The sequence below is a fragment of the Chryseobacterium sp. Marseille-Q8038 genome (assembly GCF_965111995.1).
The window spans coordinates 2,029,575-2,052,746 of the sequence record NZ_CBCOPN010000001.1; the positions used below are offsets into that span (position 1 = coordinate 2,029,575).

The 23,172-nt window shown below is 34.9% G+C and carries 19 protein-coding genes; 4 read left to right on the forward strand and 15 right to left on the reverse strand.

Going from position 1 to position 23,172, the window contains the following annotated elements:
• Window positions 1–171: 171 nt before the first annotated feature.
• The 7 genes from ACWPWS_RS09435 to ACWPWS_RS09465 form a co-directional block, all read right to left on the reverse strand.
• Entirely contained in the window at window positions 172–1,413 is a 1,242-nt protein-coding gene (locus ACWPWS_RS09435; RefSeq protein WP_209785224.1) for an MFS transporter, read from the reverse strand.
• Between the two features lie 73 nt (window positions 1,414–1,486).
• Window positions 1,487–3,052, reverse strand: coding sequence for a ribonuclease Y (gene rny / locus ACWPWS_RS09440; protein WP_454046303.1), 1,566 nt, complete (start codon window positions 3,050–3,052; stop codon window positions 1,487–1,489).
• Between the two features lie 232 nt (window positions 3,053–3,284).
• Complete coding sequence (locus ACWPWS_RS09445) at window positions 3,285–3,572, reverse strand: cell division protein ZapA (RefSeq protein WP_034695967.1); 288 nt, start codon at window positions 3,570–3,572, stop codon at window positions 3,285–3,287.
• Window positions 3,572–3,874, reverse strand: coding sequence for a hypothetical protein (locus ACWPWS_RS09450; RefSeq protein ID WP_105683630.1), 303 nt, complete (start codon window positions 3,872–3,874; stop codon window positions 3,572–3,574). Before ACWPWS_RS09450 ends, ACWPWS_RS09445 begins: the two co-directional genes overlap by 1 nt.
• A 140-nt stretch (window positions 3,875–4,014) precedes the next feature.
• Window positions 4,015–4,797, reverse strand: coding sequence for a type IX secretion/gliding motility protein PorT/SprT (gene porT, locus ACWPWS_RS09455; protein WP_105683631.1), 783 nt, complete (start codon window positions 4,795–4,797; stop codon window positions 4,015–4,017).
• Window positions 4,798–4,800: 3 nt separating this feature from the next.
• Window positions 4,801–5,532, reverse strand: a complete 732-nt coding sequence (gene ubiE, locus ACWPWS_RS09460; protein WP_034695974.1) for a bifunctional demethylmenaquinone methyltransferase/2-methoxy-6-polyprenyl-1,4-benzoquinol methylase UbiE — start codon at window positions 5,530–5,532, stop codon at window positions 4,801–4,803.
• A gap of 3 nt (window positions 5,533–5,535) precedes the next feature.
• Window positions 5,536–6,105, reverse strand: coding sequence for a hypothetical protein (locus ACWPWS_RS09465; protein WP_309511436.1), 570 nt, complete (start codon window positions 6,103–6,105; stop codon window positions 5,536–5,538).
• A 101-nt stretch (window positions 6,106–6,206) separates the two neighbouring features.
• Between ACWPWS_RS09465 and ACWPWS_RS09470 the strand changes: the two genes are divergently transcribed.
• Window positions 6,207–7,274, forward strand: a complete 1,068-nt coding sequence (locus ACWPWS_RS09470) for a 3-oxoacyl-ACP synthase III family protein (RefSeq protein ID WP_105683632.1) — start codon at window positions 6,207–6,209, stop codon at window positions 7,272–7,274.
• Between the two features lie 67 nt (window positions 7,275–7,341).
• Window positions 7,342–8,547 carry a metallophosphoesterase gene (locus ACWPWS_RS09475; protein ID WP_454046304.1) on the forward strand — a complete coding sequence of 402 codons (1,206 nt, stop codon included), beginning with the start codon at window positions 7,342–7,344 and terminating at the stop codon, window positions 8,545–8,547.
• A gap of 175 nt (window positions 8,548–8,722) precedes the next feature.
• On the opposite strand, the gene ACWPWS_RS09480 is transcribed toward ACWPWS_RS09475, so the two are convergent.
• Together ACWPWS_RS09480 and ACWPWS_RS09485 are read right to left on the reverse strand one after the other, a co-directional pair.
• Window positions 8,723–9,475 (reverse strand): polysaccharide deacetylase, encoded by a 753-nt coding sequence (locus ACWPWS_RS09480; RefSeq protein ID WP_454046305.1) that lies wholly within the window; start codon window positions 9,473–9,475, stop codon window positions 8,723–8,725.
• An 84-nt stretch (window positions 9,476–9,559) separates the two neighbouring features.
• Window positions 9,560–10,525 carry an NAD-dependent epimerase/dehydratase family protein gene (locus tag ACWPWS_RS09485; RefSeq protein WP_454046306.1) on the reverse strand — a complete coding sequence of 322 codons (966 nt, stop codon included), beginning with the start codon at window positions 10,523–10,525 and terminating at the stop codon, window positions 9,560–9,562.
• Between the two features lie 202 nt (window positions 10,526–10,727).
• Here ACWPWS_RS09485 and ggt point away from each other — a divergent pair, with 202 nt between their 5' ends.
• Entirely contained in the window at window positions 10,728–12,416 is a 1,689-nt protein-coding gene (ggt, locus tag ACWPWS_RS09490; RefSeq protein WP_454046307.1) for a gamma-glutamyltransferase, read from the forward strand.
• A gap of 1,844 nt (window positions 12,417–14,260) precedes the next feature.
• On the opposite strand, the gene ACWPWS_RS09495 is transcribed toward ggt, so the two are convergent.
• The gene (locus ACWPWS_RS09495) at window positions 14,261–14,437 is read right to left on the reverse strand and encodes a hypothetical protein (protein ID WP_454046308.1); all 177 of its coding nucleotides are present in this window, start codon (window positions 14,435–14,437) and stop codon (window positions 14,261–14,263) included.
• Window positions 14,438–15,279: 842 nt separating this feature from the next.
• Complete coding sequence (locus ACWPWS_RS09500) at window positions 15,280–15,801, reverse strand: hypothetical protein (protein WP_454046309.1); 522 nt, start codon at window positions 15,799–15,801, stop codon at window positions 15,280–15,282.
• A 276-nt stretch (window positions 15,802–16,077) separates the two neighbouring features.
• Here ACWPWS_RS09500 and ACWPWS_RS09505 point away from each other — a divergent pair, with 276 nt between their 5' ends.
• Window positions 16,078–17,358: a dicarboxylate/amino acid:cation symporter gene (locus ACWPWS_RS09505; RefSeq protein WP_454046310.1), complete on the forward strand. Its 1,281-nt coding sequence runs from the start codon at window positions 16,078–16,080 to the stop codon at window positions 17,356–17,358.
• A gap of 164 nt (window positions 17,359–17,522) precedes the next feature.
• Here the strand turns inward: ACWPWS_RS09505 and ACWPWS_RS09510 are convergent, their stop codons facing one another.
• The 4 genes from ACWPWS_RS09510 to ACWPWS_RS09525 form a co-directional block, all read right to left on the reverse strand.
• The gene (locus ACWPWS_RS09510) at window positions 17,523–18,374 is read right to left on the reverse strand and encodes a diacylglycerol/lipid kinase family protein (RefSeq protein ID WP_454046896.1); all 852 of its coding nucleotides are present in this window, start codon (window positions 18,372–18,374) and stop codon (window positions 17,523–17,525) included.
• A 43-nt stretch (window positions 18,375–18,417) separates the two neighbouring features.
• Window positions 18,418–19,242 carry an RsiV family protein gene (locus ACWPWS_RS09515; protein WP_454046311.1) on the reverse strand — a complete coding sequence of 275 codons (825 nt, stop codon included), beginning with the start codon at window positions 19,240–19,242 and terminating at the stop codon, window positions 18,418–18,420.
• Window positions 19,243–19,335: 93 nt separating this feature from the next.
• On the reverse strand, window positions 19,336–21,276 hold the full coding sequence (locus tag ACWPWS_RS09520; RefSeq protein ID WP_454046312.1) for a DUF3857 domain-containing protein: 1,941 nt from the start codon (window positions 21,274–21,276) through the stop codon (window positions 19,336–19,338).
• Window positions 21,276–23,168, reverse strand: coding sequence for a DUF3857 domain-containing protein (locus ACWPWS_RS09525; protein WP_454046313.1), 1,893 nt, complete (start codon window positions 23,166–23,168; stop codon window positions 21,276–21,278). Before ACWPWS_RS09525 ends, ACWPWS_RS09520 begins: the two co-directional genes overlap by 1 nt.
• Window positions 23,169–23,172 lie beyond the last annotated feature (4 nt).

Consider the following 23,172-nt stretch of genomic DNA (forward strand, 5'->3'; position numbering starts at 1 on the left):
CGTGAGATTTAGTTTTAATTAAATAATTTAGTTTTAGTTACCTTCCAAAGTTAAACAAATATTAAACACTCGCAACAAAAACCAATACAAAATTTAATAATTTATTGATTACAACTTAATTATTATATTCAAAATAAGGAATCCTCTATGTATTTTTTTAAACAGTTTAAATTATTCTGTAAATTCAAGGTCTCTGTCATGGGTTTCAGAAATCGTAAGTGAAGAATAAAAAGCAAGCCCAAACACCACGACACCAACTATTGCAGCACTTTCCACAACAGGGAAATGTCCTTTAAGGGAATCAAAAGCAAATATCATAACCGGCACCAGTCCTCTTACCATATTCGGAACTGTTGTGGTTGCGGTATTTCTGATATTGGTTCCGAACTGTTCGGCTGCCAGTGTTACAAACATCGCCCAGTAACCTGTTCCAAACCCCAGCCATACACAAAACAAATAGTATTTTGTTTCTGTATTTGTGTTTCCAAATAACATAATAGCTACTCCAATCAAAGTAAAGATCAGCATATAAAAGATAGCCATTTTACGTGATTTCAAAGCATGGGAAATAAAACCACTTAGTAAATCACCTACAGAAATACCTACATAGGCCCACATAATTGCTTTTCCGGGGTTGATCTCTGTAATACCTAATTCAGGAGCAAATTGATTGGCTAAAACGGCCAGAATCCCAATGCAATACCATGTGGGTAATCCTACTGCGATGCATTTTAGATATCTGATCAATCGGTCTTTATTGGTAAAAAAAGATAAAAAATCTCCTTTTGAAACATCTTTATGCTCTATATTCTTATAAATTCCGGATTCTGATACGCTTATTCTTAGTATCAATAACATAATTCCCATGATCCCACCGATGATGTAAGAAATGTTCCAGCCTCCGGCCAGTTCTACGGTAAGCTGTGCCACTACGGCACCCATTAATCCGAAACCAGCTACCACCGAGGTTCCGATTGCTCTTAAATTCTTCGGCAGACTCTCAGAAACCAGGGTAATTCCCGCTCCGAGCTCTCCGGCAAGCCCAATACCCGCTATGAACCTTAAACCGGCATATTGATACACTAAATGCTCTTTCGGAAAATATGGAAGAAAGCCACATGCAATATTGGCTAATGAATAAACCAAAATAGATCCAAACAGCACAGAAAGTCTCCCTTTTTTATCTCCGAAAATCCCCCAGAACACGCCTCCGATGAGAAGGCCTACCATCTGACAGTTCAGAATAAAGGTTCCGTCTGCATCAGGATTAAGTCCCAATGCTTTTAAACTGGGAATTCTTACAATCCCAAATAGAAGGAGGTCATAAATATCTACAAAATAGCCTAAGGCAGAAATAATAACGGGAATAGAGAAAATGTACTTCAGTTTTGAAGACAGAGACAGTTCTTGCATTTTTAAGTTTTGATAAAAATAAAAAACCTTTCAATTTCTTGAAAGGTTTTTATTAAATATCTTTTTACGATTATTATCTGGCAATATTCACAGCTCTCGTTTCTCTGATTACTGTTACTTTCACCTGTCCCGGATAAGTAAGTTCGTTCTGTATTTTCTCAGAGATGTCGTAAGAAAGCTGAGATGCTACTTCATCATTTACTTTTCCACTCTCTACCATTACTCTTAGCTCTCTACCCGCCTGAATTGCATAAGCACTGGATACACCATCAAAGCTTAACGCTGCAGATTCAAGATCTTTCAATCTCTGGATGTAAGATTCCAATACCTGTCTTCTTGCTCCCGGTCTTGCGCCTGAGATTGCATCGGCAACCTGAATGATCGGAGATAATAATGACTTCATTTCAATTTCGTCGTGGTGAGCTCCAATTGCATTTACTACTTCTGGGTTTTCACCGTATTTCTCTGCCCACTGCATACCTAAAAGGGCGTGTGGCAATTCTGATTCCTGCTCAGGAACTTTACCTATATCGTGTAAAAGACCTGCTCTTTTTGCTAATTTTACATTTAATCCTAACTCAGCAGCCATTGTTGCAGCAATATTTGCTACTTCTCTCGAGTGCTGTAGTAAGTTTTGCCCATAAGAAGAACGGTACTTCATTCTTCCTACAATTTTGATCAATTCAGGGTGTAATCCGTGGATTCCTAAATCAATGATGGTTCTCTTACCTACTTCAATGATTTCCTCCTCGATCTGTTTTCTTGTTTTTTCTACTACTTCTTCAATTCTTGCCGGGTGAATTCTACCATCGGTTACCAATCTGTGAAGGGATAATCTTGCAATCTCTCTTCTTACAGGGTCAAAGCATGAAAGAAGAATGGCTTCCGGAGTATCATCAACAATAATTTCTACTCCTGTTACCGCTTCTAAAGCACGGATATTTCTACCTTCTCTACCGATAATTCTACCTTTTACCTCATCAGATTCGATATTGAAAACAGATACTGAATTTTCGATAGCCTGCTCAGTTCCGATTCTCTGAATTGTTTGGATAACAATTTTTCTCGCTTCATTTTTAGCATTCATCTGAGCTTCTTCCATGATGCTCTGAACGTGTGCCTGAGCTCTTGTTTTAGCTTCAGCTCTCATGGTTTCTACCAATTCCGCTTTTGCTTCATCTGCTGTATAATTCGAGATTTTTTCAAGTATTTCTACTTTCTTAGCGGTAGCTGTATCTAGCTCCTGCTGTTTTCTTTCCAGAATTTCATTCTTCTTAGCGTAATCTGCAATCTGCTTGTCTAAATCTTTTTCAAGCTTTCCAGTCTTGCTAAGTTCATCATTCAGCTTATGCTCTTTGTCTTTCGTTCTCTTTTCAACTTCCTGCATTTTCTTTTCACGGGACTGAATATCTGCATCATGCTGTGATTTCAGTTCCAGGAATTTTTCTTTAGCCTGAAGGTTCTTTTCTTTCTTTATGGATTCAGCCTGTACGTTAGCTTTTTCTATAAGGTTTTCGGCATTTTTATTGGCATCATCTATGATGAATTTTGCTTTAGTATTCAGAGAACTTCTGGAAAAAAACATTCCCACCACGGCTCCGATTACTAAACAAACAACACCGACTATAACTTCTATCATAATATATATTGAGTTTTAATTGTATTCATATTCTTTACATAAAAAAAGCCTACAATAATCCAGAGATTGAGAGTAAACTCCTAATCAACACGATTTGAACTGATTTCCACTGTCTGTAATCCGGAAGTCCGGCACGCCATTCGATGGACATTTGTTCGGTAATTGTTTAGCGTTGAGTTTACCTTTAATGTGTTAGAATTATTGTAGGCAGTAATTTTTCAGGAAAAAAAATCTATTTCCCGATTTCATTCAACGACTGATTAATCTGCGTTAACCTTTCGTTGGTTGAATTAATATTTTTCTCGTAGTTAAGAGAAACTACTTCTGCATTGGTTCCCAGTTTAAGGGCACACATAGCCAAAGCATCCTGTTTATCTCTTACATCGAAGTTTTGTTCAAAATCTTTAATCATATTCTCGATCTGCTTCCCTACTTTACGCAAAGTTTCTTCCTCTGCTGCCGGTACGTTCAGCGGATACACTCTTCCTGCAATGTTGACGGTTATTCTCCTTACCTCCATTATAATCCACTGTTTTGAAGCTGAGCAATACAGAAATCAATTTCTTTCACCAATCTGTTGATATGGTTCTTCATTAATCTATTGTGTTCAGGATTTCCTGATATTGCTGAATAAAGTTTTATATTTTTTTGTTCTTCTGCTAATACCTGATTCTTTCTTCTTTCCTCATCATACTTCTTCTTCAAGTCTTCATGCTCAATATTTAATTCTCTTAAATTTTCCGTAAGATTTTTATAGTTCTTTTGCAGAGTCGAAATCTTTCTCTCTAATTCTGAAAAATTGTTTTCTAAATCTTGAAGCATTTCAGGTTTGTATATTCTAACTAAAAGCAAAAATAAAAAAATAATAGCACTAACAAAAATAAAACGCTCTATATTTTGAAATACAAACAAAAAAGGAGGCGCCAGCGCACCTCCTGTGTATTTTTCAATGAAATATTTTTTTATTCAAATTTCAGAACGAACATTACCGCTCTTGTCTGCAATGTAGAAATAGCAGATGACCAGTAAGGAGGTGTAGTAGCGTTATCCGCCACCTTCTCATTGTTCATGAAGAATGTTCCTCTTACGGCAGGAGTCAGTTTAAATTTGTTGAAATAAAACTGAATTCCCATTTCTGCAGACCATGCGAAGTTGTGAGTGGTAGATCTGTAAATCCCCTGCATGTTATCATCTGTAGAAGTTGCATTAGACTGAAGGTTCACCACATAATTCACCCCTGCTGCCACATAAGGTCTTGAATTGTACCATCTTTGTCCGTGAAGTTCCAAAAGTACCGGAATATCAATCAATGTAGATTTAATTTCTCTTACTTTATCCTTTTCCTGTAAAGGGAATGGCATAAAAGGAGGATTCGTTAAAGATCCACCTGCATAAATGTCATTGGATTGAGTATTAAAAGTCAACTGTCTTTGTGCAAACTGTAAACCTGGTTCTATTCTTACATCAAGATAGTCATTCAGTCTCCATTTTGCAATAAGCCCGGCACCGAAACTATAACTTTCCTTGGAGGTAACAAGGTTTTCATTATCATTCATCCCATATTTCGGATGCAAAACAATGCGGTAATCCAGTCTGTTCCCGTTCAAATAAAACCCCCAGCTGAATTTCTGCTCGTCGAAATCTTCCAACTTATCCATTCTGTTTCGGGTTCTGAATTGCGCGTTTGCAAAAACGGCAACATTTACTGAGGTTAAAACCAGTGCTTTTAATAGAAATTTATTCATAGGTTACTTTGTTGCTTTATAAATTGTGGCTATACCTAAACTTAATTTTTTATATTCAACTTTCTTAAATCCCGTATCTAAAAGAATTTGCTTCATCTTCTCCCCGAAAGGAAAAGCATTTACAGAATCCGGAAGGTATGTATACGCCCTATTATCCTTAGAAACCAGTCTGCCAATGGCAGGTAATATATTTTTAAAGTAAAACATATAAAATGGTCCCATGAAACCCTCAACCTTTGAAAACTCCAGTATATAAACACTTTTGTTATCTTTAACTACTCTTCTTAACTCTGCCAAACCTTTGGTAAGGTTTTCAAAATTCCTTACTCCAAATGCAACGGAAACAGCATCAAATCTATTATCCTCGAAAGGTAAATTTTCAGCATCTCCTTTTTGCATGGAAATTTTGCCGTCTAATTTAAGTTTTTTTATTTTAATAACGCCAACATTCAGCATTTGTTGTGATAAATCTAATCCAACTACTTTAGAACCGGTTCCTTTTTCAATCGTAATTGCCAGATCTCCCGTTCCTGTAGCCACATCCAGCACTTCCTGCGGATTATCATTTTTCATCCATTTTACCAGTTTATTTCTCCACAAAATATCAATTTTCATGGATAAAACACGGTTCAGAAGGTCATACTTCGGCGCAATATTGTCGAACATATCCTCTACCTGGCTTTTTTTTGTAGCCTCTGAATTGTAGGGAGTAACTTTGGTGATATCTTTTGTCAAAACTTAAAACTTGTAATATTCTTTATAATAATTTAGGTAATCCTGCTTTCTGAAGATTTTAGATCGTGATTCCACTTTCTGGATATTTTTGATCACTTTGTCATAGTCTTCATCTACATTGTAATAAAAATCTTCTGTGTAAAGCTTATTGAAGCGTTTCGCTCCTCCGTAATAATCCTTTCCGTCAATAACTGTTTTATCAAGGTTTGCCAGTAACGAATCTTTTTTAAGATTATATCCGTAATACTGATCATTTACGTAGTAATCTTGGTGTGTGATATTAATCAGACCTCGAAGTTTATTCACTTCAAATGCAGAATCATAAAGCATTTTTTTGTTCTGATCAAAAACCTGAATAGAGTTTTTCCCCTTATTCAAATCCACATGCACAAACTGTCCCGCAGAAATAATGCCTTCAGACCCGTTATTGATCTTAAAGTAATACGTATTCGGGGTAGGATTATCTACAACATAATAATTCTTCTTGGCTAAAAAAAGGAAGTAGATCCCAAAGGCAACGATAAACGCCACAGCTGCAATAAGTAAGCCTTTTAAGGATGAATTGTTTTTCATAGATTGTAAAGTACAATTTTTGCAAATTTAATAATATTTTTAATTCTCCGTTATTAATATTAATTATTAACTTTGCATCTTTAAAAAAATCATATAAACGAATGCCTAATACGATCATTATTGGCTCTGGATCTTATATTCCGAACAGAGTTATTGGTAGAGATTACTTCATGAATTCCGAGTTCTACACTGAAGACGGAGTAAAGATTGAAAAGCCTGTGGAAGAGACCATTGCGAAATTTGTAGAAATTACAGAAATCGAAAACAGGAGATTCATTGAGGATGATCTTTCCAACTCTCAAATCGGTTATGAAGCTGCAAAAATTGCCCTTGAGGATGCAAAAGTAGACGGCGAAGAATTAGATTATATCATCTATGCAAGCAATTTCGGGGAAGTTACCGAAAACGGATATGCTGATTTTATGCCAACAATGGCAGCAAGAGTAAAGAATAAACTGGGGATCAAAAACAGAAAATGCGTAACCTATGACATGGTTTTCGGATGTCCGGGATGGGTAGAAGCAATGATTTTATCTGATAATTTAATTAAAGCTAAAGTAGCAAAAACAATTCTTGTCATCGGAGCTGAAACATTAAGCAGAGTGACTGATCCATATGACAGAAACAGAATGATTTTTGCCGATGGTGCCGGAGCGGTAGTGGTAAAAGCAACTGACGAAGAGAATGTAGGAATTATTGCCCACAACACAATCTGTGACAACGGACCGGAATTAAACTACCTTGAAAATCAACCTTCTATCAATAAAGAAGCAGATCAAAAGCGTCTTTATGTAAGAATGTTAGGAAGAAAGATTTACGAATACGCTCTTAAAAACGTACCGGATGCTATCAAGGACACCATTACTGATGCAGGTCTTTCTATTGAAGATATAGATAAAATCTTAATTCACCAGGCCAATGCTAAAATGGATTACGCCATGATTGAAAGACTTCACAGGCTTTATGACGTAAAAGAATACGATCATGCCATCTCTCCTATGACGATCCAGGATCTTGGAAATACTTCAGTAGCAACAATTCCTACCATGTATGATATAATAATTAAAGGAAAAATGGAGGGTCAATCGTTTAAAGAAAAAGGTAACATTGTGATGACTTCGGTAGGAGCCGGAATGAACATCAATGCTATCGTTTACAGATTTCCTTAAAAATATTTAATAAACAAAAAATATAAAGCACAGGGAAGTTATTCTTTGTGCTTTTTTTGATCAGAACATGCAAAAGAACCTTTTAATCATCGCCGGAATCTTCCTTTTTTTGGAAGTGTATATTTATCAGGCTGTCAGAACGCTTACCGATAATTTCTGGATCAGAACCGGATATTGGGTAATATCGTTAGCCGTATATGGAATTTTCGCCTATGAAGTCACTCATTACCAACGATCAGACCGAAGTATGGTAAGGACTCAGATCATGATTTCATTATTTTTAATTTTCATCCTTCCTAAAATTTTCGTGGTCCTGTTTTTATTAATTGATGATATCATCAGAACCGGAGGCTATCTGATTGGCTTTGCCAAACCCACTGAAAATTTCTTCCCGGAAAGAAGGAAGTTCCTGAGTCTGGTAGGACTGGGAATGAGCGGAGTACTTTCAGCTCTTTTCATTGACGGAATTACGTTTGGGAAATACAGGCATACAGTAAGAAGGGTAAGAATAAATTTTGCCAATCTCCCCAAAAGTTTCAAAGGCTACAAAATCATCCAAATTTCTGACGTTCACAGCGGAAGTTTCTCAGACCCAAACAAATTACAACATGCTATCGACCTGATCAATGAACAGAAGCCCGACCTTGTATTATTTACCGGAGACATGGTAAATAATGTTGCTGATGAATTCAAGCCATTCATTCCTTTGTTTTCAAAAATTCAGGCTAAAGATGGCAAATTTGCCGTTTTAGGAAACCACGATTACGGAGATTATGTAACCTGGGAATCCCGTGCTGCTAAAAAAGAAAACATTGAGACATTGATTGGCTATGAAAAGCAGGCTGGTTTTGATATGCTGAGAAATGAGCATAGAGTTATTGAAAAAAATGGAGAGAAACTCTATATTCTGGGGGTTGAGAACTGGGGACTGAAACCATTCCCTCAATTCGGAAGAATAGATGATGCATTAAAAGGTGTACCGGAATCTGCCACTAAAATTTTAATGAGCCACGACCCTACCCATTTTGATTACGTGGTAAAAAAACACCCTGCAAACATCCATTTAACCCTTTCAGGACATACCCATGGAATGCAGTTTGGATTGGATCTAAAAAATGTAAAATGGTCCCCGGTACAATACAAATACCCAAAATGGGCCGATTTATATGAAAGCGAAGGAAAATTACTGTATGTAAACAGAGGATTTGGCGTATTAGGATATCCGGGAAGAGTGGGTGTATTGCCAGAAATCACTCTTTTTGAGCTAAGCTAGAGTACGGGGTTCGGGATGCGAGTTATTAGTTGATGGTTGTTTGGTTGCTGGTTGTTTTGGTTACGAGTTGCGGGTTTCTTTTGTTTCAAGTTTACTAGTTGCTGGCTACACAACTTTAAACTTTAAACTTTGAACCTTGAATTCTTCCTAATCCCTGCCACCTAACACCTACTCCCTAAAAAATATAATCTTTCATACGGGAAGTAGCCATTTCCCTGTCATTGAGAAAAGTAAGGAGGGCATCTAATTTGTCCTCCATTTTTTTGCCCGAAAATAAGCTTCGGTAAAAAGGAATAGCAAAACGGTATTTCTTGAAATCTGTAAACTGCCATGTATTGAGATAAATCAAAACAAACTCTTCGTTCTGTAATGTTTCCAGCACCATATTCTGATAATACTTCATTGGCAGAATCTGAAATACAAAATCATTATAAGGCAGCTGACTGTAAGGAGAGATACTTTCCGGAACAATACTCAATCCGTCCTCTTCTGTAATTACCGTATCTCTTTTGAGTCTTTTGAAAGGAAAAAGAATATTGGCATTATCGATATTGGAAACATAATTAAATTCCATCAGCTTCAAAATTTCCTGTGAAACTTTTACATCTTTCTGACGAATTCCTCTGATCTGTTTTTCCAGAAGATCCTGAATATTCTTCTTGGCATTTTCAATTTCTTCCGGATTTGATCCTTTATTATAAAAAGCAATTTCATGCCCTTTGGATGAAATTGCTTTTATTAAATTCTGAAGTTTTTCGGTGAGAGAAACCTCTACAAAAAAACTTGATTTGATATCATGAATATCTAAAATTCTAAGAATTGCTCTGGTATTATTTTCTATGATTTTCAATCTCTCATCATCGGTAATAGGAGAGCCATTTTTTACTTCAGCCTCAATACAAGTGATGTTAAAAGTCAATAATACCATTTAAATTAAAGTTTATATAAATTCTATAAAATATTAAAAATCAGACGTTAAAAATAAAACTAATTAAAGTATTACTTTATATAATTAATCCTTACCTAATTTTACTTTCAAATTCTTAATCATGTCCTTTGTCATTTCAGAAATTCCGAAATCATACGTCAGACCCCAGTCTTTTTTAGCGACCGAATCATCAATAGAAGCTGGCCAAGAATCTGCAATTGCCTGTCTGAAATCCGGCTTATAATCAATTGCAAAATCCGGAATTTCTTTCGTGATTTCTTCTGCCAGTTCTTTTGGAGTAAATGACATTCCGCCCAAATTATAAGAAGAACGAACTGTTAAACTTTCTTTGGGAGCATCCATTAATTTCAGAGTAGCATTGATGGCATCATCCATATACAACATCGGCATTCCGGTATTCTCAGAAATGAAACTTGTATATTTTCCTTCTTCAATAGCTTTGTAAAAAATCTCAACGGCATAATCGGTAGTTCCACCTCCCGCTGGAGTTTTCCAGGAGATCAATCCAGGATATCTGATACTTCTTACATCTACCCCATATTTATCGAAATAGTATTCGCACCACTTCTCCCCTGCCATTTTAGAGATTCCGTAAACAGTTGTAGGGTTCAACACTACATCCTGCCCTACCTCATGCTTTGGAATTCCTTTTCCAAATACAGCGATAGAACTTGGCCAGAAGATCTTTTTAAGAAGCCCTTCTTTCGCCATTTCACAAAAATGAAGCAATGGTTCAAGATTCAGTTTCCACGCAAAAATAGGCTGCTTTTCAGAAGTTCCGGATAAAAGTGAAGCCAGGTGATACACTGTAGTGATTTCATAATCGTGAATTACCTGTCTTACCAATTGTGTATTGGTAACATCCATTCTTTCATAGTGTCCGGCAGAAGTAATTCCTTCCTGCCATCTGTCCAATCCTGAAGCAACAACGTTTTCCGCTCCGTGGATTTCAACAAGTCTGTTCGTAAGTTCGGTACCAATTTGTCCCAAGGCACCTGTAATCAGTATTCTTTCCGTATAGGATTCCATTTTCAGATTTTTTTAGAATTGTACAAAAGTAAAAAAAACATGCCAACCATAATAAAAAAGGTGGATTTAAAAACATTTCTCAGGGAGAAGGTACTGATAGCCAGTCAAAACTCTCCTCAACAATAGAAATAATCAAATACAATCATCAAAAGCTGACATTAACTTAAAATTCAATAATTTTGTTGTAAGAAAAAACAATCATATGAAGAAGATTTTAATTGCTTCGATGCTTTTGGCGGCACAGCTCAGCTGGGCTCAATTTACAGATATCAATATTATTAAAGAAGTACAGGTAAAAAATAAAGGTGTTGTAGTGTCTGCACACCCATTAGCCAGTGAAGCGGGAGCTAAAATCTTAAAGATGGGCGGAAATGCCTACGATGCTGTAACAGCTACACAATACGCTCTTGCTGTTGTGTATCCTCAGGCAGGAAACATTGGTGGTGGTGGTTTCCTGGTGGGTGTAAAAAGTAATGGGGAAAAATTCACATTGGATTACAGAGAAACAGCTCCGAAAAAGGCTTCCAGAGACATGTACATCGACAAAAAAGGAAAAGCAGATACTGACCTTTCCCAAAACGGAAGACTGGCGGTAGGTATTCCCGGAAGTGTGGCAGGATTTTTTGCTACTCTGAAATATTGTAAGCTTCCTATGGAAAAAATTATCCAACCCGCAATTGATCTGGCGGAAAAAGGATTTGCCATTACGGATAAGGAAGCAGAAATGCTGAATAACCAAAGAGAAAAATTCCAGAAACATAATAAATCCTCCATCATTTTTGTAAAAGATGCTCCATGGAAAGCTGGAGATCTTTTGGTTCAAAAAGATTTAGCTGAAACATTGAAACTGATCCAGAAATTGGGAGCTAAAGGCTTTTATGAAGGAAAAACTGCTGATCTTTTGATTGCCGAAATGAAAAGAGGAAATGGAATTATCACACTGGAGGATCTTAAAAATTACAAGGTTGCTGAAAGAAAAGCCCTGGAATTTGATTATAAAGGAAACAATGTCGTTACGATGCCTTTACCTTCGAGTGGCGGGGTTCTTCTTGCCCAGATGCTAAGAATGGCAAGTTTTGAAAATCTTGAAAAATACCAGCAAAATTCTACAAAAGCAGTCCAGATTATGACTGAAGCAGAACGCCGGGCTTATGCAGACAGAGCAGAATATATGGGAGATCCTGATTTTATTCAGGATAAAACGTCTTATCTGATCTCTGACGAATACCTGAAAGGCAGATGGAAAAGCTTTAGTTTTGATAAAGCAACTCCAAGTTCAGAAGTGGGTAAAATTATAGAACAACCTAAAGAATCTATGCAGACTACTCATATTTCCGTATTGGACAAGGATGGAAATGCTGCTTCTGTAACCACAACTCTTAACGGGTATTATGGAAGTAAGGTGCTTGTTTCAGGGGCAGGATTCTTTTTAAATAACGAAATGGATGATTTCTCCATCAAACCGGGTGTCCCGAATATGTTCGGAGCCGTAGGGGGTGAAGCCAATTCAATACAGCCCAACAAGAGAATGCTTTCTTCTATGACCCCAACAATTATTCTTAAAAACGGAAAACCTTATATGGTTGTGGGAACACCGGGAGGAACTACAATTCCAACTTCAGTGTATCAGTCTATTGTGAATGTGGTGGATTTTAAACTGAATGCCAATATTTCAGTGAATGCTCCAAAGTTCCACCATCAGTGGCTGCCGGAAACCATCACCGTGGAAAATAATTTCCCCGAAAGTACCATTTCTGAGCTGAAAAGTAAGAATTACATCATTGAAAAGACAAAATACATTGGTAAAACAGAGATGATTGTTCTTGATGACAACGGAAATATTCACGCAGTGGCAGACGGTCGTGGCGATGATTCTGTAGCAGTGGAATAACTTTTTATATCATAAAAAAAATACATCTTGGCTTCATTCTTCGAATGAAGCCAAGGCTTTTTTTTAATCTTCCTATAGACTAAACGCAAGATTCTTTTCAATGACCTTTTGTCATGTTATTAGATAGATATTATGGGGAAGTATTAAAAACCGTTCAATACTGAACGATTTGTACTTCTAAACATTTTCTGCTTTATCTAATTCTGCCAGGATTTCATCTAGTACTTCCTTAATAGTGAAATATAAAAACTATGTTTATTTTTATCATACTTTTCTTTATCATCTTGCATAAGAACTTTTGTTATTTCTGGAACTTTATCTTTAAATTTCAGACGGATAATTCCTCCATAAGCCATGAAATAATTCAATATTATCTTTTAAGGAAACAAAATCGATCTCACAATCTATGTTTTGATAATTTCCGGATTATTATAAATATTACATTGTATTTTGTGCCTAAAATTATATCATTATCATTGTAAACATTATATAAATACATACACTTATTGCGATTAATTGGTTAAAATGTGCTTTTTAATATCATAATGGAACATATTTCTAATGACGAAAAATAAATTTTATTATCAAAATATGTTTTCAAACAAACTATCGTAAAGTGCAATTGTGAATCCATAATTTATTTTTAAATTCAATAATCTTTTTATAGAATTCTTGTGCTTCTTTAGATGTTAGTTTTTTGTCTCTTAAAGTATATTTACTACTAGGAATGAAGGTTACTTGTAATTGTTTTAGGAATATCGTCATAAAATAAATTGCTAATTTCTTAAAATCCTATATGAATCTCATCGACGGTAATTGATAATTTTTAAGGTGAAATATATAATAAAAAACTGCTCATTGCTGAACGGTTTTTAATTTTAAACATTTCATTTTTTCAGTTCTTCTATTTTATCATTATTTCTTAGTGGTAAAATAATTATATCATTTTTGAATCATCATATTTTCATTTTCGTTTGAACTAATAATTTGGTTATTTCAGGAACTTTATCTTGAATATTAAACGAACAATACCCCCATATCCTTTTGGAATAATACCAATATTGTCTCCTTTTTTAAAAAACAAAGTCTAATTTCATCAATTTTTTGATAACTATCTGCTCTTCTAAAAATGATATTAAATTTTGTTCCAACAACAAAATCAAAATCACTTCTATTATTATCTAAATAAAGTTACTTTTCCTTATTTATTGTAGGTAAATGATAATATTTTATATCTAATTCGAATGGAGATCTGAAAAAAGAAAGGGATTAAAAACCAATTTGGATTTCATTTAACTTTTCAAACACTTCATTAGTTAATATATTCATAGAATTTTATTTTTAAATTTAATAATCTTTTTATAGAAATTCTTGTGCTTCTTTAGGTGTTAGTTTTTGTCTCTTCTAATAACATATTACTGCTAGGAATAGAGTTACTTGTAATTGTTTAGGAATATCAATCCCATAAAACTCATTAACTAACTTCCTTGCCGTCCTCTATAGGAATTTCCTTTACAGCAAAATTTGATAATTTTCAGGTGAAGTATTAACTATAACTTCTAATTCTTTACTAAACTCGAGTAGTTATTCAGCTTGTAAATTTAAACCTTTTAAATCTTTTGGGACATACACTTGCAAAACACCTTTTGTTCCAGGTTTAGATGAGGATTCTATACCAAAGATGACAGCGCTTATCGGGTCTGTAGAAGTTGAAGAGCTCCATATTCTATTGAGAGTTAATATTTCCTGTAAAAAGTTCTCCATTTAGACTTCTTGTTGTTCCTCTGAAAAGTGCCTGTATCCCAACTTTTAAATCTTCCACTTGTACATTTTGATCTACTTTCCTAAGAATTTGTAAGTTCTTCTACTGTTTTTATTTTCCTACTGCTTAAAATTCTTGATAAAATAGCAGCCCCTCTCGCAATTCCTGCTCCAAATTCTGGTAATAGCCCTGTAGCAATATTATTCAGGATTATCCAAAACTCTTCGTCTATTTTTTTATTGGTAAAAATATTCAGCAACAAATAGGAATATATAATTCTTTACCCTCTGCAACTACAACTTTCATAGGGCTAAAGGGGATTCAATCTTATTTCAATTTCTTTTCTACCGTAATACATAGGAAAGAAAGATTGGTCGTAATACTACAATATTGCAGTACCTACTCTATATTTTTCTCTCTTTTCCTAAATAATAAGCAAAACCGTTATGTCTTATAAAATGGATCATAACGTTATGAGAAGGCTTATATTCCCCATAATCGATATCAATTTCCACGCCTGCTCGAGTTCATTATTTGTCCAGTTTTTCGGAAACCAATTCTTGAAAAGAGGTAATTAATACTTCAACCTTCTTGTTGAATTTTTCAAATACTTGACGGACAGTCTCAGGATTTTTTATTGACTTGATTATACACCACAAATTCGCGTTTTTACTCCTTTCAGCAGGTCAATAATTGAAATATTTTCATTAGTTCTGATATATCAATAACTTTTCAGAAGAGTAAAATCCTTCCAAAGCATTTCATCGGTAAGAACTTCCAAGACAAAATCAGGGAATGGTTTCATATAAGGCATCAATAATATCAGGTTGCTTTTAGCGACTGCAAAAAAATGTTTATAATATCGGATAATATCATTTTCATTTGTTCATGACGAATTACCTTTTATAATTCTCAAAAATTCAATGAAAGTTTCTGCATTCCCAGTATAAGGCTTTATTGCAATATATTCATCATTCAGTTTGAAATCATAAGTTTTCTGTAGCATCTGTTTGTGCATCAGAAAACTTCTTATCCTCTCCATCTTTATAGATAAAGTTAAGATTATAGGTTACTTTATAATTATCAAAATAAATCCCAAAATTATAAGAACTGCTCAATAAGTTTTTTTCTGGTATTCAGTTTGGATACGTCAAAAACAGCCTGAGTTTCTTTATTGTTCTTTTTATATACAAAAGGTTTGTTATTTTTAATACTGCTGAATACAGGAATACCGAACGAAGAAGAACCTGAATAAATAGTTTTATCTTCCAATAAATATTTTTCTGGCTCAAATAAAAAGCCTTTTATCAGTCCTGATTTTTCTCTTAAATCTTTTGCAAGAAGTTCGTAATCAATTCCACCTGTATAAAAGTCTTGAGATAAAGCATCGTAATCTTTCGTTGTAGGTTTATAAAAGAGGCCACTTTTTCCAAAAGGTGTACTTAGTGCATATTCATTTGAGATTTCATCAAATGTTTTGTTAGTCCTTATCCCTTCAAAAGGGTCTATGCCACTCCCATAAATTCTTTTTTCAAGTTCTGCCAATTGTATGATACGACTTCCTCGAAGTATTCGCCTGCTTTCTTCGTCAAAATCGTCAATGTCGTCTAAAATATTTTTCATAAATCATGTTTTTGTTGTTTGTTTTTTCTGAAACGTTCTAAAACAAATGTAAATGGACGTGGCGACAAAACGTGGCGTGTTAAATATCCTCTTAACTTTTTAATATTATTAAATACTTGAGGTATGACATATGATTTTCTACTTTTCCTGACTCTAGTGTGTAGCTGAGTTTATCCGCAGATAAAACTTCCCCACAGATTCTTTTCAATGACTTTTGTCATGTTTTCAGATAAATTTTCTTAATTTTCGCCCTTAAAAAAACAAAACGACTGTTCTTTGAAAGCAAAAAAAATACACAATCAGCTTTATTTCCAAGTAATTATAGCCATTGTTGCGGGTATTCTTCTGGGAAAATTTTATCCTGAATTGGGAGAAAAGATGAAACCCTTAGGAGACGGATTCATCAAATTGGTCAAAATGATTATCGCTCCGGTAATTTTCATTACCCTTACTTTGGGAATTGCCCACATGACCGATTTGAAAAAAGTGGGAAGAATTGCGATCAAAGCAATGATTTATTTTTTCACATTTTCAACCCTTGCTCTTATCATCGGATTATTGGTAGGAAATATCTTACAACCTGGTCATGGTTTGAATATTGATCCATCTACACTCTCAGGTGATGTTTCGCAATACCAAACACAAGCTCATGAGTCAACGCTCACAGGGTTTATTATGAATATTATTCCGGAGACTTTATTCAGTCCATTGGTGGGTGAAAATATTCTCCAGGTTCTTTTGGTTGCTATCTTAATGGGAGTCGCTTTGGTTCTGACAAAAGAAAAAAGCCAGAAAGTAACCGATTTTCTACAAGATTTATCGACTCCAGTATTTAAAATTGTCCACATGCTTATGAAACTTGCCCCAATAGGCGCTTTCGGAGCAATGGCTTTCACAATTGGAAAATACGGACTTCATTCTGTACTCAACCTTATATTTCTGGTGGGTACATTCTATATAACCTCTATTCTTTTTGTTGTTCTGGTATTAGGAGCGGTGGCATGGTATAATGGATTTAATATTTTCAAACTAATTTTCTACCTTAAAGAAGAACTTCTTCTTGTTTTGGGTACAAGTTCTTCAGAGTCTGCTCTTCCGGGAATTATGGAAAAACTTGAAAAAGCAGGCTGCTCACGGGCAATTGTAGGTCTTGTGGTTCCTACCGGCTATTCTTTCAATCTTGATGGAACCAATATCTACATGACGCTTGCTTCTCTCTTTATTGCCCAGGCATTAAATATTCATCTTCCTATTGAAAAACAGCTGATGCTTCTTTTGGTCGCTATGTTAAGTTCAAAAGGTGCAGCAGGAGTTACAGGTGCAGGATTTGTTACTCTGGCAGCAACTCTGGCAGTCGTTCCTGAAATTCCGATTGCAGGAATGACTTTAATTCTTGGAATCGACAAATTCATGAGTGAATGCAGAGCTTTAACAAATGTTATCGGAAATTCTGTAGCCACTGTAGTGGTTGCCAACTGGGAAAAACAGCTCGACAAAGAACAGCTTCAGTACTGCCTGGATCATCCGGCTGAAGTTGAGAAAAAGCTGGAGATGTAAGAAGGTAGCAGATGTTAGGTAATAGGGATTAGGTGGCAGGGATTAGAAATGATGTCAATGGTGAATTTTGATACAGAACCAAGATTCAAGAGCCAAGATAATGACAACCTAATAGAACCAGCAACAAAAACAACCAGCAACAAAAACAACCAACAACCTGTACCCTACACCAGAATATTCAAACTCGCTGGCTGTACTTTAACATGAACCGGTGATTTGATTTTATTAAATTCACCATCCAGATGCCAGTTTTTGGTATTCACTTTAAATGTTATTTCAGAGACTGGAAGATAAGTCACATATTCATCATCTTTCAGTCTTTTGGTAAACATTCTGAAAGCAAACAGCGCAGAATAGGTCAGTGGAAATTTTTTCACCAAAACCATATCTACCAAACCGTCACTTTTACTGGCTTTTGGTGCAATGTAAGCATTGTTCCCAAACTGACGCGTATTGGCAATGTTCATCATCAGATAACGGCCGTTGTACTGTTGGTATTCTTCATCAACAAATTTTACCTTGATGGGTTTATAATTGAAGAATGTTTTCAGGGAAACCTTAATATAGTTTTTGAATCCACGGCTTGTTTTTTCAAACTCTTTCACCACTTTACCATCAAATCCCGTTCCCGAAACATTGATGGAAAGCCTGTCGTTTACAGTAAAAGTATCAATCTTTCTGGAGTTTTTAACTTTTATTTTCTCTAACAGTTCATCAAGATTTTTACTGAATCGAGTTTCATTGGAAAATCCGTTTCCTGAACCGGCCGGAAAAATAGCCAGAATTTTGTTTGTATTAATAAGGTTTTTGGCTACTGTAGAAATGGTACCATCTCCTCCTATTGCTACAAAAATATCTACCTGTTCGAAATGAGCCTGAATAAATTCATCGGTTCCGACAATAGATTCTGAAACATAATACAAAGGATCATTAACCTTTGCTTTAAGTTCGTTCAAAAACGGCTGATAATTTTTTTTGGCCGAAAAAGGATTGATAATAAAAGCTACTTTGTCCATTGCCACAAAATTAAAAAATGCTTCCAGAACTGGAAGCATTAATTTACTTAATTTTCATTCTTTCTTTAAATTCTGCATTTAAAGTGCCTTTCAGGTCTTCCCATGAAACAGGAATTGTAATGTCTCCGGCTGCAAAAGCGGCAATTTCATAGGGACTATAGTGAAAATACAGGTTTTTATCATCAAAATAAAAATTATCAGAGGCCGGAATTTTATCCACTAAAAGCATCTCTGAGTTTTTCACTTCTCCATCTCCATCCATTGTTCCGCTGTTAATTTTATCAATATTTTTCATCAGAATGGCTTCAATCTTATTTTTAGGTAATGAAGTAATATCTTTTAATTCTAATTTTTTGCTGTTTTTAAGATCAAAAACCCTTTCGGAAAATCCGTAGTTATCATGCGCTCCTCCTTCATATCCGCTTCCTACATATTGGATATGCATATAGCCGTTTATATTAGAAATAAGATTCATATGGGAGCTTGAATACCAGTTTTGAGCATAGGTAACGTCTGAAGCCCAGTCTTTATTATCTTTTTTGACAGAGTTGAAATAACTATTCTTTTCACTATCCAGATAAGCCTGAAGACCGGTTTTGGAGAAATCTTTAATTTTTTCATTCTGGAAATAGATGCTGTCCAGTAGCTTTTTATCTTTTAAAGTAGGAAAAACCAACAGCTTTGAAGTGTAGCTCACTTTTAAAGAGTCTGTAATTTTTGTAGAGTCACTGACTTTTACAGAGTCTACTACAAATTCTTCACTTTTTTTGTTTTCTATATTCTCTGCTTTTGCCGCCGTTTCATTTTTTTTACAGGCGGCAACTGCCAAGAAAGAAGATAATGCTATAACAGCAATCGTATTTTTCATAATTTTATTTTTGGGGTATCAAATACAAAAACCATTCAAAAGATGAATGGTTTTCGAAAAAATTTTATTTTTTTGTTTAACTCCTGCCAAACATTACTTTTTAACAAGGCTGATCACCTGATTTTCAAATTTTGAAGCAACTCCCCAGATTTGTTTAAATGCAGGATAATATTCTTTCGGATAATCTGAACTGCTAATTTTTGAGGTAGTGGTAATCTCCAGTTTATTTCCTATTTGTTTTACAGAATAGTTGTATTCTATTTCTTTATCTTCTGTAACAATTTTTTTCTCTTTAGGCATTTCCTCAATCACATATCCTTCAGGGATTTCAAGAATCACCTTTTTTATTTTGGTCGTTGGTGATCCAAAATCGATAGGGAATTTTCTGGCTTCCGTCTGATCAAATTCATTGGAGTTCTTATTTAAAAACAACATGGGATTAATGATCATTTTCTTTCCTACTTTGTCAATAAGATTCGTTGAAGAAAACTTCATGCTACTTTCAAACTCGCCGTTCTCCAATACTTTTGAATCAATATCCGTGAAATCCATTGAAAAATTCTCTTTATACTGCTTTTTATATTTTTCAGGGTTTTCATCGTAATCATCCTTCACATACATTGCAAACACACCGGTATCTCTGTCAGAATAAGCACCGGAAACACTGCCATCTTCATTAATTTTCGCATTTACGGTAAGGTAAGTATTTCCAGGTTTAGTATTTACCATCTGAAGTTGAACAGCTTTCTCCTTACCCAGCAAAATACCAAATTGGTTCCAGTCTCTCAGAGGAAGTTCATTCATGGAAGATTGTTTTGAAGTAGCATCAAAGATTTGAATACCTCCTGCAGTTTCTACAGCTGCTAAAACAAAATTGGTGTTGGTAACGTTGGGAGATACAATATTAATCAGTCCGTTCTCTACCGTTGAAATAAGTAATGGATCTGCTTTAATATTTGCTTCACGAAGAAGCATTATTAAGAACAGGTTAATTTCTGCAGCATTACCTGTTTTGCTTTCAATCAGTTTTTTGATACCGTCTTCCGTATAGATTCCTTTATCTTTATTCCATGTAAATGTTTTCTGAACATATCTGAATATGGCATTTGCTTTTTCAAGGTCAGTTTTCATATCAGCTATTCCCGCCGGCATATTTTCTTTCGCCAGTTTTGTTTTTTTAAGCTCACCTCCGAAATCATTATTATCATAAAGTCTTTTCTTAATCTGTTCCCAGGAAGATGAGTATAATTTAAGTTCTCCAAAATTGGTGGAATTAAGCTCAGCACTGATTTTTGTGCGAAAGTTTCTGCTATTTCTCACGAACTTCTCCGCTTTAAAACCTTTCAAATTTTCAAAGCCGAATCTGTATGTTCTATATTGGGCACCATATAATGTTCTGTCAGAAACTTCATTATATTTAGGAGTAAGGCTTCCGGTATAGTTAATATTATAAGAAATACTCACAGGCGTATCCATAACATATTCTGTGTAAAGTGAGGGAGTATCCAGCTCAATAACGATTTCAGGAATAGTATAAAGAAATGCAAACGGTGTGATCACTTCATACTGATATTCTAATACCGATCCGTCTTTCACATTAGGAAAAGCAAATTTGTTAACCGTAGTATTTTTATTTTCTTTGCTTTTATATTTGGAGCTTTTTTCAACCTTTACCGGTACAGCCTTTCCACCTTCCAGATTATAGGTAAATGCCTTGAATTTAGTTAATGATTCATGTTCATTAACTCCCGTATAAAGAGGAACTTCTACATTTAATAAGTCTTCTGCATTATCTTTTTTGTAAATTTTTACTCTGTAAATATATTCTCTGTGTAGATCACCGGTAGATGCATCTACTCTGAAATGTATAGATCTGTACAAAACTTCAGCGGGTGCATTTTCATCCAGTAAAGATTTAACTTTTGATAAATCTGCTTCTGAAAATTTTGGAGCCTCTAAAAACTCATGTTTTTGCGCTTTAATACATATAAGGTTTGTAGAACAAACCAATAACAATACTATTTTTCTCATCATTATGCCTTTGTAATTAAAATTTTTGAATTGTCCATGTTTATTGTTTTCTTTATGAAGTTTACATATTCGTTATATTTTTCTTTGGGATAAGCTCCTTTATTGATTTGTATTTTTCTTTTCACGAGGATTCCCTCTCCATTCTTTACAAAATTTAATGTATAGAAACCATATTCAGATTTAAGGTTGATATTTTCAGGAGTCTCTTCTACTTTATATCCATTGGGAAGGCTGAAACTGATTTCATATTCATCCTCATAAGATTGTCCGATTTCAAAAGGAAGCTGACGGCTTTCGTCCGTTTTATGGATGGCATCATTGTATATAGGAACGGCTCTGAATAGTAAACTGTTTCCTACTTTTTTAGCATAATGGCTGGCTTTAAAATCAATATCGTAGGTTATGAAAGCATTGTCTCTATTATTGACAAAATTTTTCATTTCTACTTTTTCAAAGTTCAAAATATCCAAAGATCTTTTTAAAGCATCATTTCTTTCTTTGGGACTTAAACCGGTAAATGCTAAATTATAATCATACTGGTATCCTGTGTAATGAAAACTTCCTTCACCCTGAATACTGTTATCCTCTCCTACTTTGATTTTCATGACCTGTTTTTCTTTATTCTGTTCGGCAGAATATACAGGAGTATTAATGAGTTCTATTCCCGTTTTCTTTACTGAAAGTACATTTCGGTCTGTTGTGCTGTACCCCAGGTGGTTGAATGCAATTTGTTGGGATGTATTCTCAAGCCAGATATTCCCTTTTTCTGTAGGTACCATTAAAATAGCATGGTTCCCTCCCATTCTTGGGAAGTCCGGATCAAAAGATATCTGGGAAGCTCCGGAATTAATAACACAATAATAAGAAGGTACTCCTGCTTCATCAAGAAGAGTTTTCATATAATTGGTAAGTCCTTTACAGTCTCCGTAGCCTTTTTTGTCCACTTCATCAGGAAGCATTGGAAGCCATCCGCCAATTCCCAGCCCTACGTAGATGTATCTGGTCTTATTCTGCATATACTGATAAATCGTCTTTACTTTATCTTCTACAGATCCTTGTAAGTTCAGCGATGCTATCTCAGATTTGATAGCCGGAGTAGAAACGGCAACAGGTTCTACAAGGTTATTGTAGTACCATGTTCCAAAATCTGTCCAGTTCGTCAAAGTACCCTGTTTTCCTGCAAGATTAAATTTCGCCAGAGAGAAACTTACTTTCGGTAAAATTTTGGCAGGTTGTGGAATTAAAGAAATATCATCAATGGCGGGAACGTTTTTATAGGTAAATACTTTTTCATTGGCACTTCCACTTTCTGCAACTGATGCATAATTGAACTTTGACGGATATGTTTTCGTTCTAAGCTCTATCCCGGAGGTGTTGATAATTTTAAATTCCGCTTCTTCCAAGGAGGTATTGGTAGAAAAGAAAGGTACAAAATCAGGAATAAAAACCGTATTTTTATCTGATATCTGATAAGAGAAATCTACTGTATAAGGATATTCCGTTGGAGTATAATTAAAAACCAGAATTCTGCTATCAGAATAAAAAATTCCGTGACGGTTATTGGCAAAATCACCAAAATCTGATTTTGAAAAACTTTTTATTTTCTTTCCTGCTTCATTATAGATGGTAACTTTCACATCAGAGATACTGTTTCCTTTGTCATAGGAGATATAGGCAACTGCTTTATCATCACCATCTTTATTTAAAACAGTTTTTACCGTATTAACCTGATATTTTATATCATCAATCTTATGAATGTTCACAGTGGTCAGATCTTTTCTGACTACCATATTAGCATTTTTCTTTAAATTTTCAGGAATTGCAGAGGCAGGATAGCTCTGTGCAAAATAGAATGAGGCGGCAGATAAAGCCCCCAAGACTAGTATTTTCATCATTACT

What these genes read in the sequence shown, in the direction of transcription:
- porT (WP_105683631.1), bottom strand. Translation starts at nt 4,797, where the DNA reads ATGAATAAATTTCTATTAAAAGCACTGGTTTTAACCTCAGTAAATGTT.
- ACWPWS_RS09475 (WP_454046304.1), top strand. Translation starts at nt 7,342, where the DNA reads ATGCAAAAGAACCTTTTAATCATCGCCGGAATCTTCCTTTTTTTGGAA.
- ACWPWS_RS09465 (WP_309511436.1), bottom strand. Translation starts at nt 6,105, where the DNA reads ATGAAAAACAATTCATCCTTAAAAGGCTTACTTATTGCAGCTGTGGCG.
- ACWPWS_RS09445 (WP_034695967.1), bottom strand. Translation starts at nt 3,572, where the DNA reads ATGGAGGTAAGGAGAATAACCGTCAACATTGCAGGAAGAGTGTATCCG.
- ACWPWS_RS09520 (WP_454046312.1), bottom strand. Translation starts at nt 21,276, where the DNA reads ATGATGAGAAAAATAGTATTGTTATTGGTTTGTTCTACAAACCTTATA.
- rny (WP_454046303.1), bottom strand. Translation starts at nt 3,052, where the DNA reads ATGATAGAAGTTATAGTCGGTGTTGTTTGTTTAGTAATCGGAGCCGTG.
- ACWPWS_RS09450 (WP_105683630.1), bottom strand. Translation starts at nt 3,874, where the DNA reads ATGCTTCAAGATTTAGAAAACAATTTTTCAGAATTAGAGAGAAAGATT.
- ACWPWS_RS09470 (WP_105683632.1), top strand. Translation starts at nt 6,207, where the DNA reads ATGCCTAATACGATCATTATTGGCTCTGGATCTTATATTCCGAACAGA.
- ACWPWS_RS09480 (WP_454046305.1), bottom strand. Translation starts at nt 9,475, where the DNA reads ATGGTATTATTGACTTTTAACATCACTTGTATTGAGGCTGAAGTAAAA.
- ggt (WP_454046307.1), top strand. Translation starts at nt 10,728, where the DNA reads ATGAAGAAGATTTTAATTGCTTCGATGCTTTTGGCGGCACAGCTCAGC.
- ACWPWS_RS09515 (WP_454046311.1), bottom strand. Translation starts at nt 19,242, where the DNA reads ATGAAAAATACGATTGCTGTTATAGCATTATCTTCTTTCTTGGCAGTT.
- ACWPWS_RS09435 (WP_209785224.1), bottom strand. Translation starts at nt 1,413, where the DNA reads ATGCAAGAACTGTCTCTGTCTTCAAAACTGAAGTACATTTTCTCTATT.
- ACWPWS_RS09525 (WP_454046313.1), bottom strand. Translation starts at nt 23,168, where the DNA reads ATGATGAAAATACTAGTCTTGGGGGCTTTATCTGCCGCCTCATTCTAT.
- ACWPWS_RS09500 (WP_454046309.1), bottom strand. Translation starts at nt 15,801, where the DNA reads ATGAAAAATATTTTAGACGACATTGACGATTTTGACGAAGAAAGCAGG.
- ACWPWS_RS09510 (WP_454046896.1), bottom strand. Translation starts at nt 18,374, where the DNA reads ATGGACAAAGTAGCTTTTATTATCAATCCTTTTTCGGCCAAAAAAAAT.
- ACWPWS_RS09485 (WP_454046306.1), bottom strand. Translation starts at nt 10,525, where the DNA reads ATGGAATCCTATACGGAAAGAATACTGATTACAGGTGCCTTGGGACAA.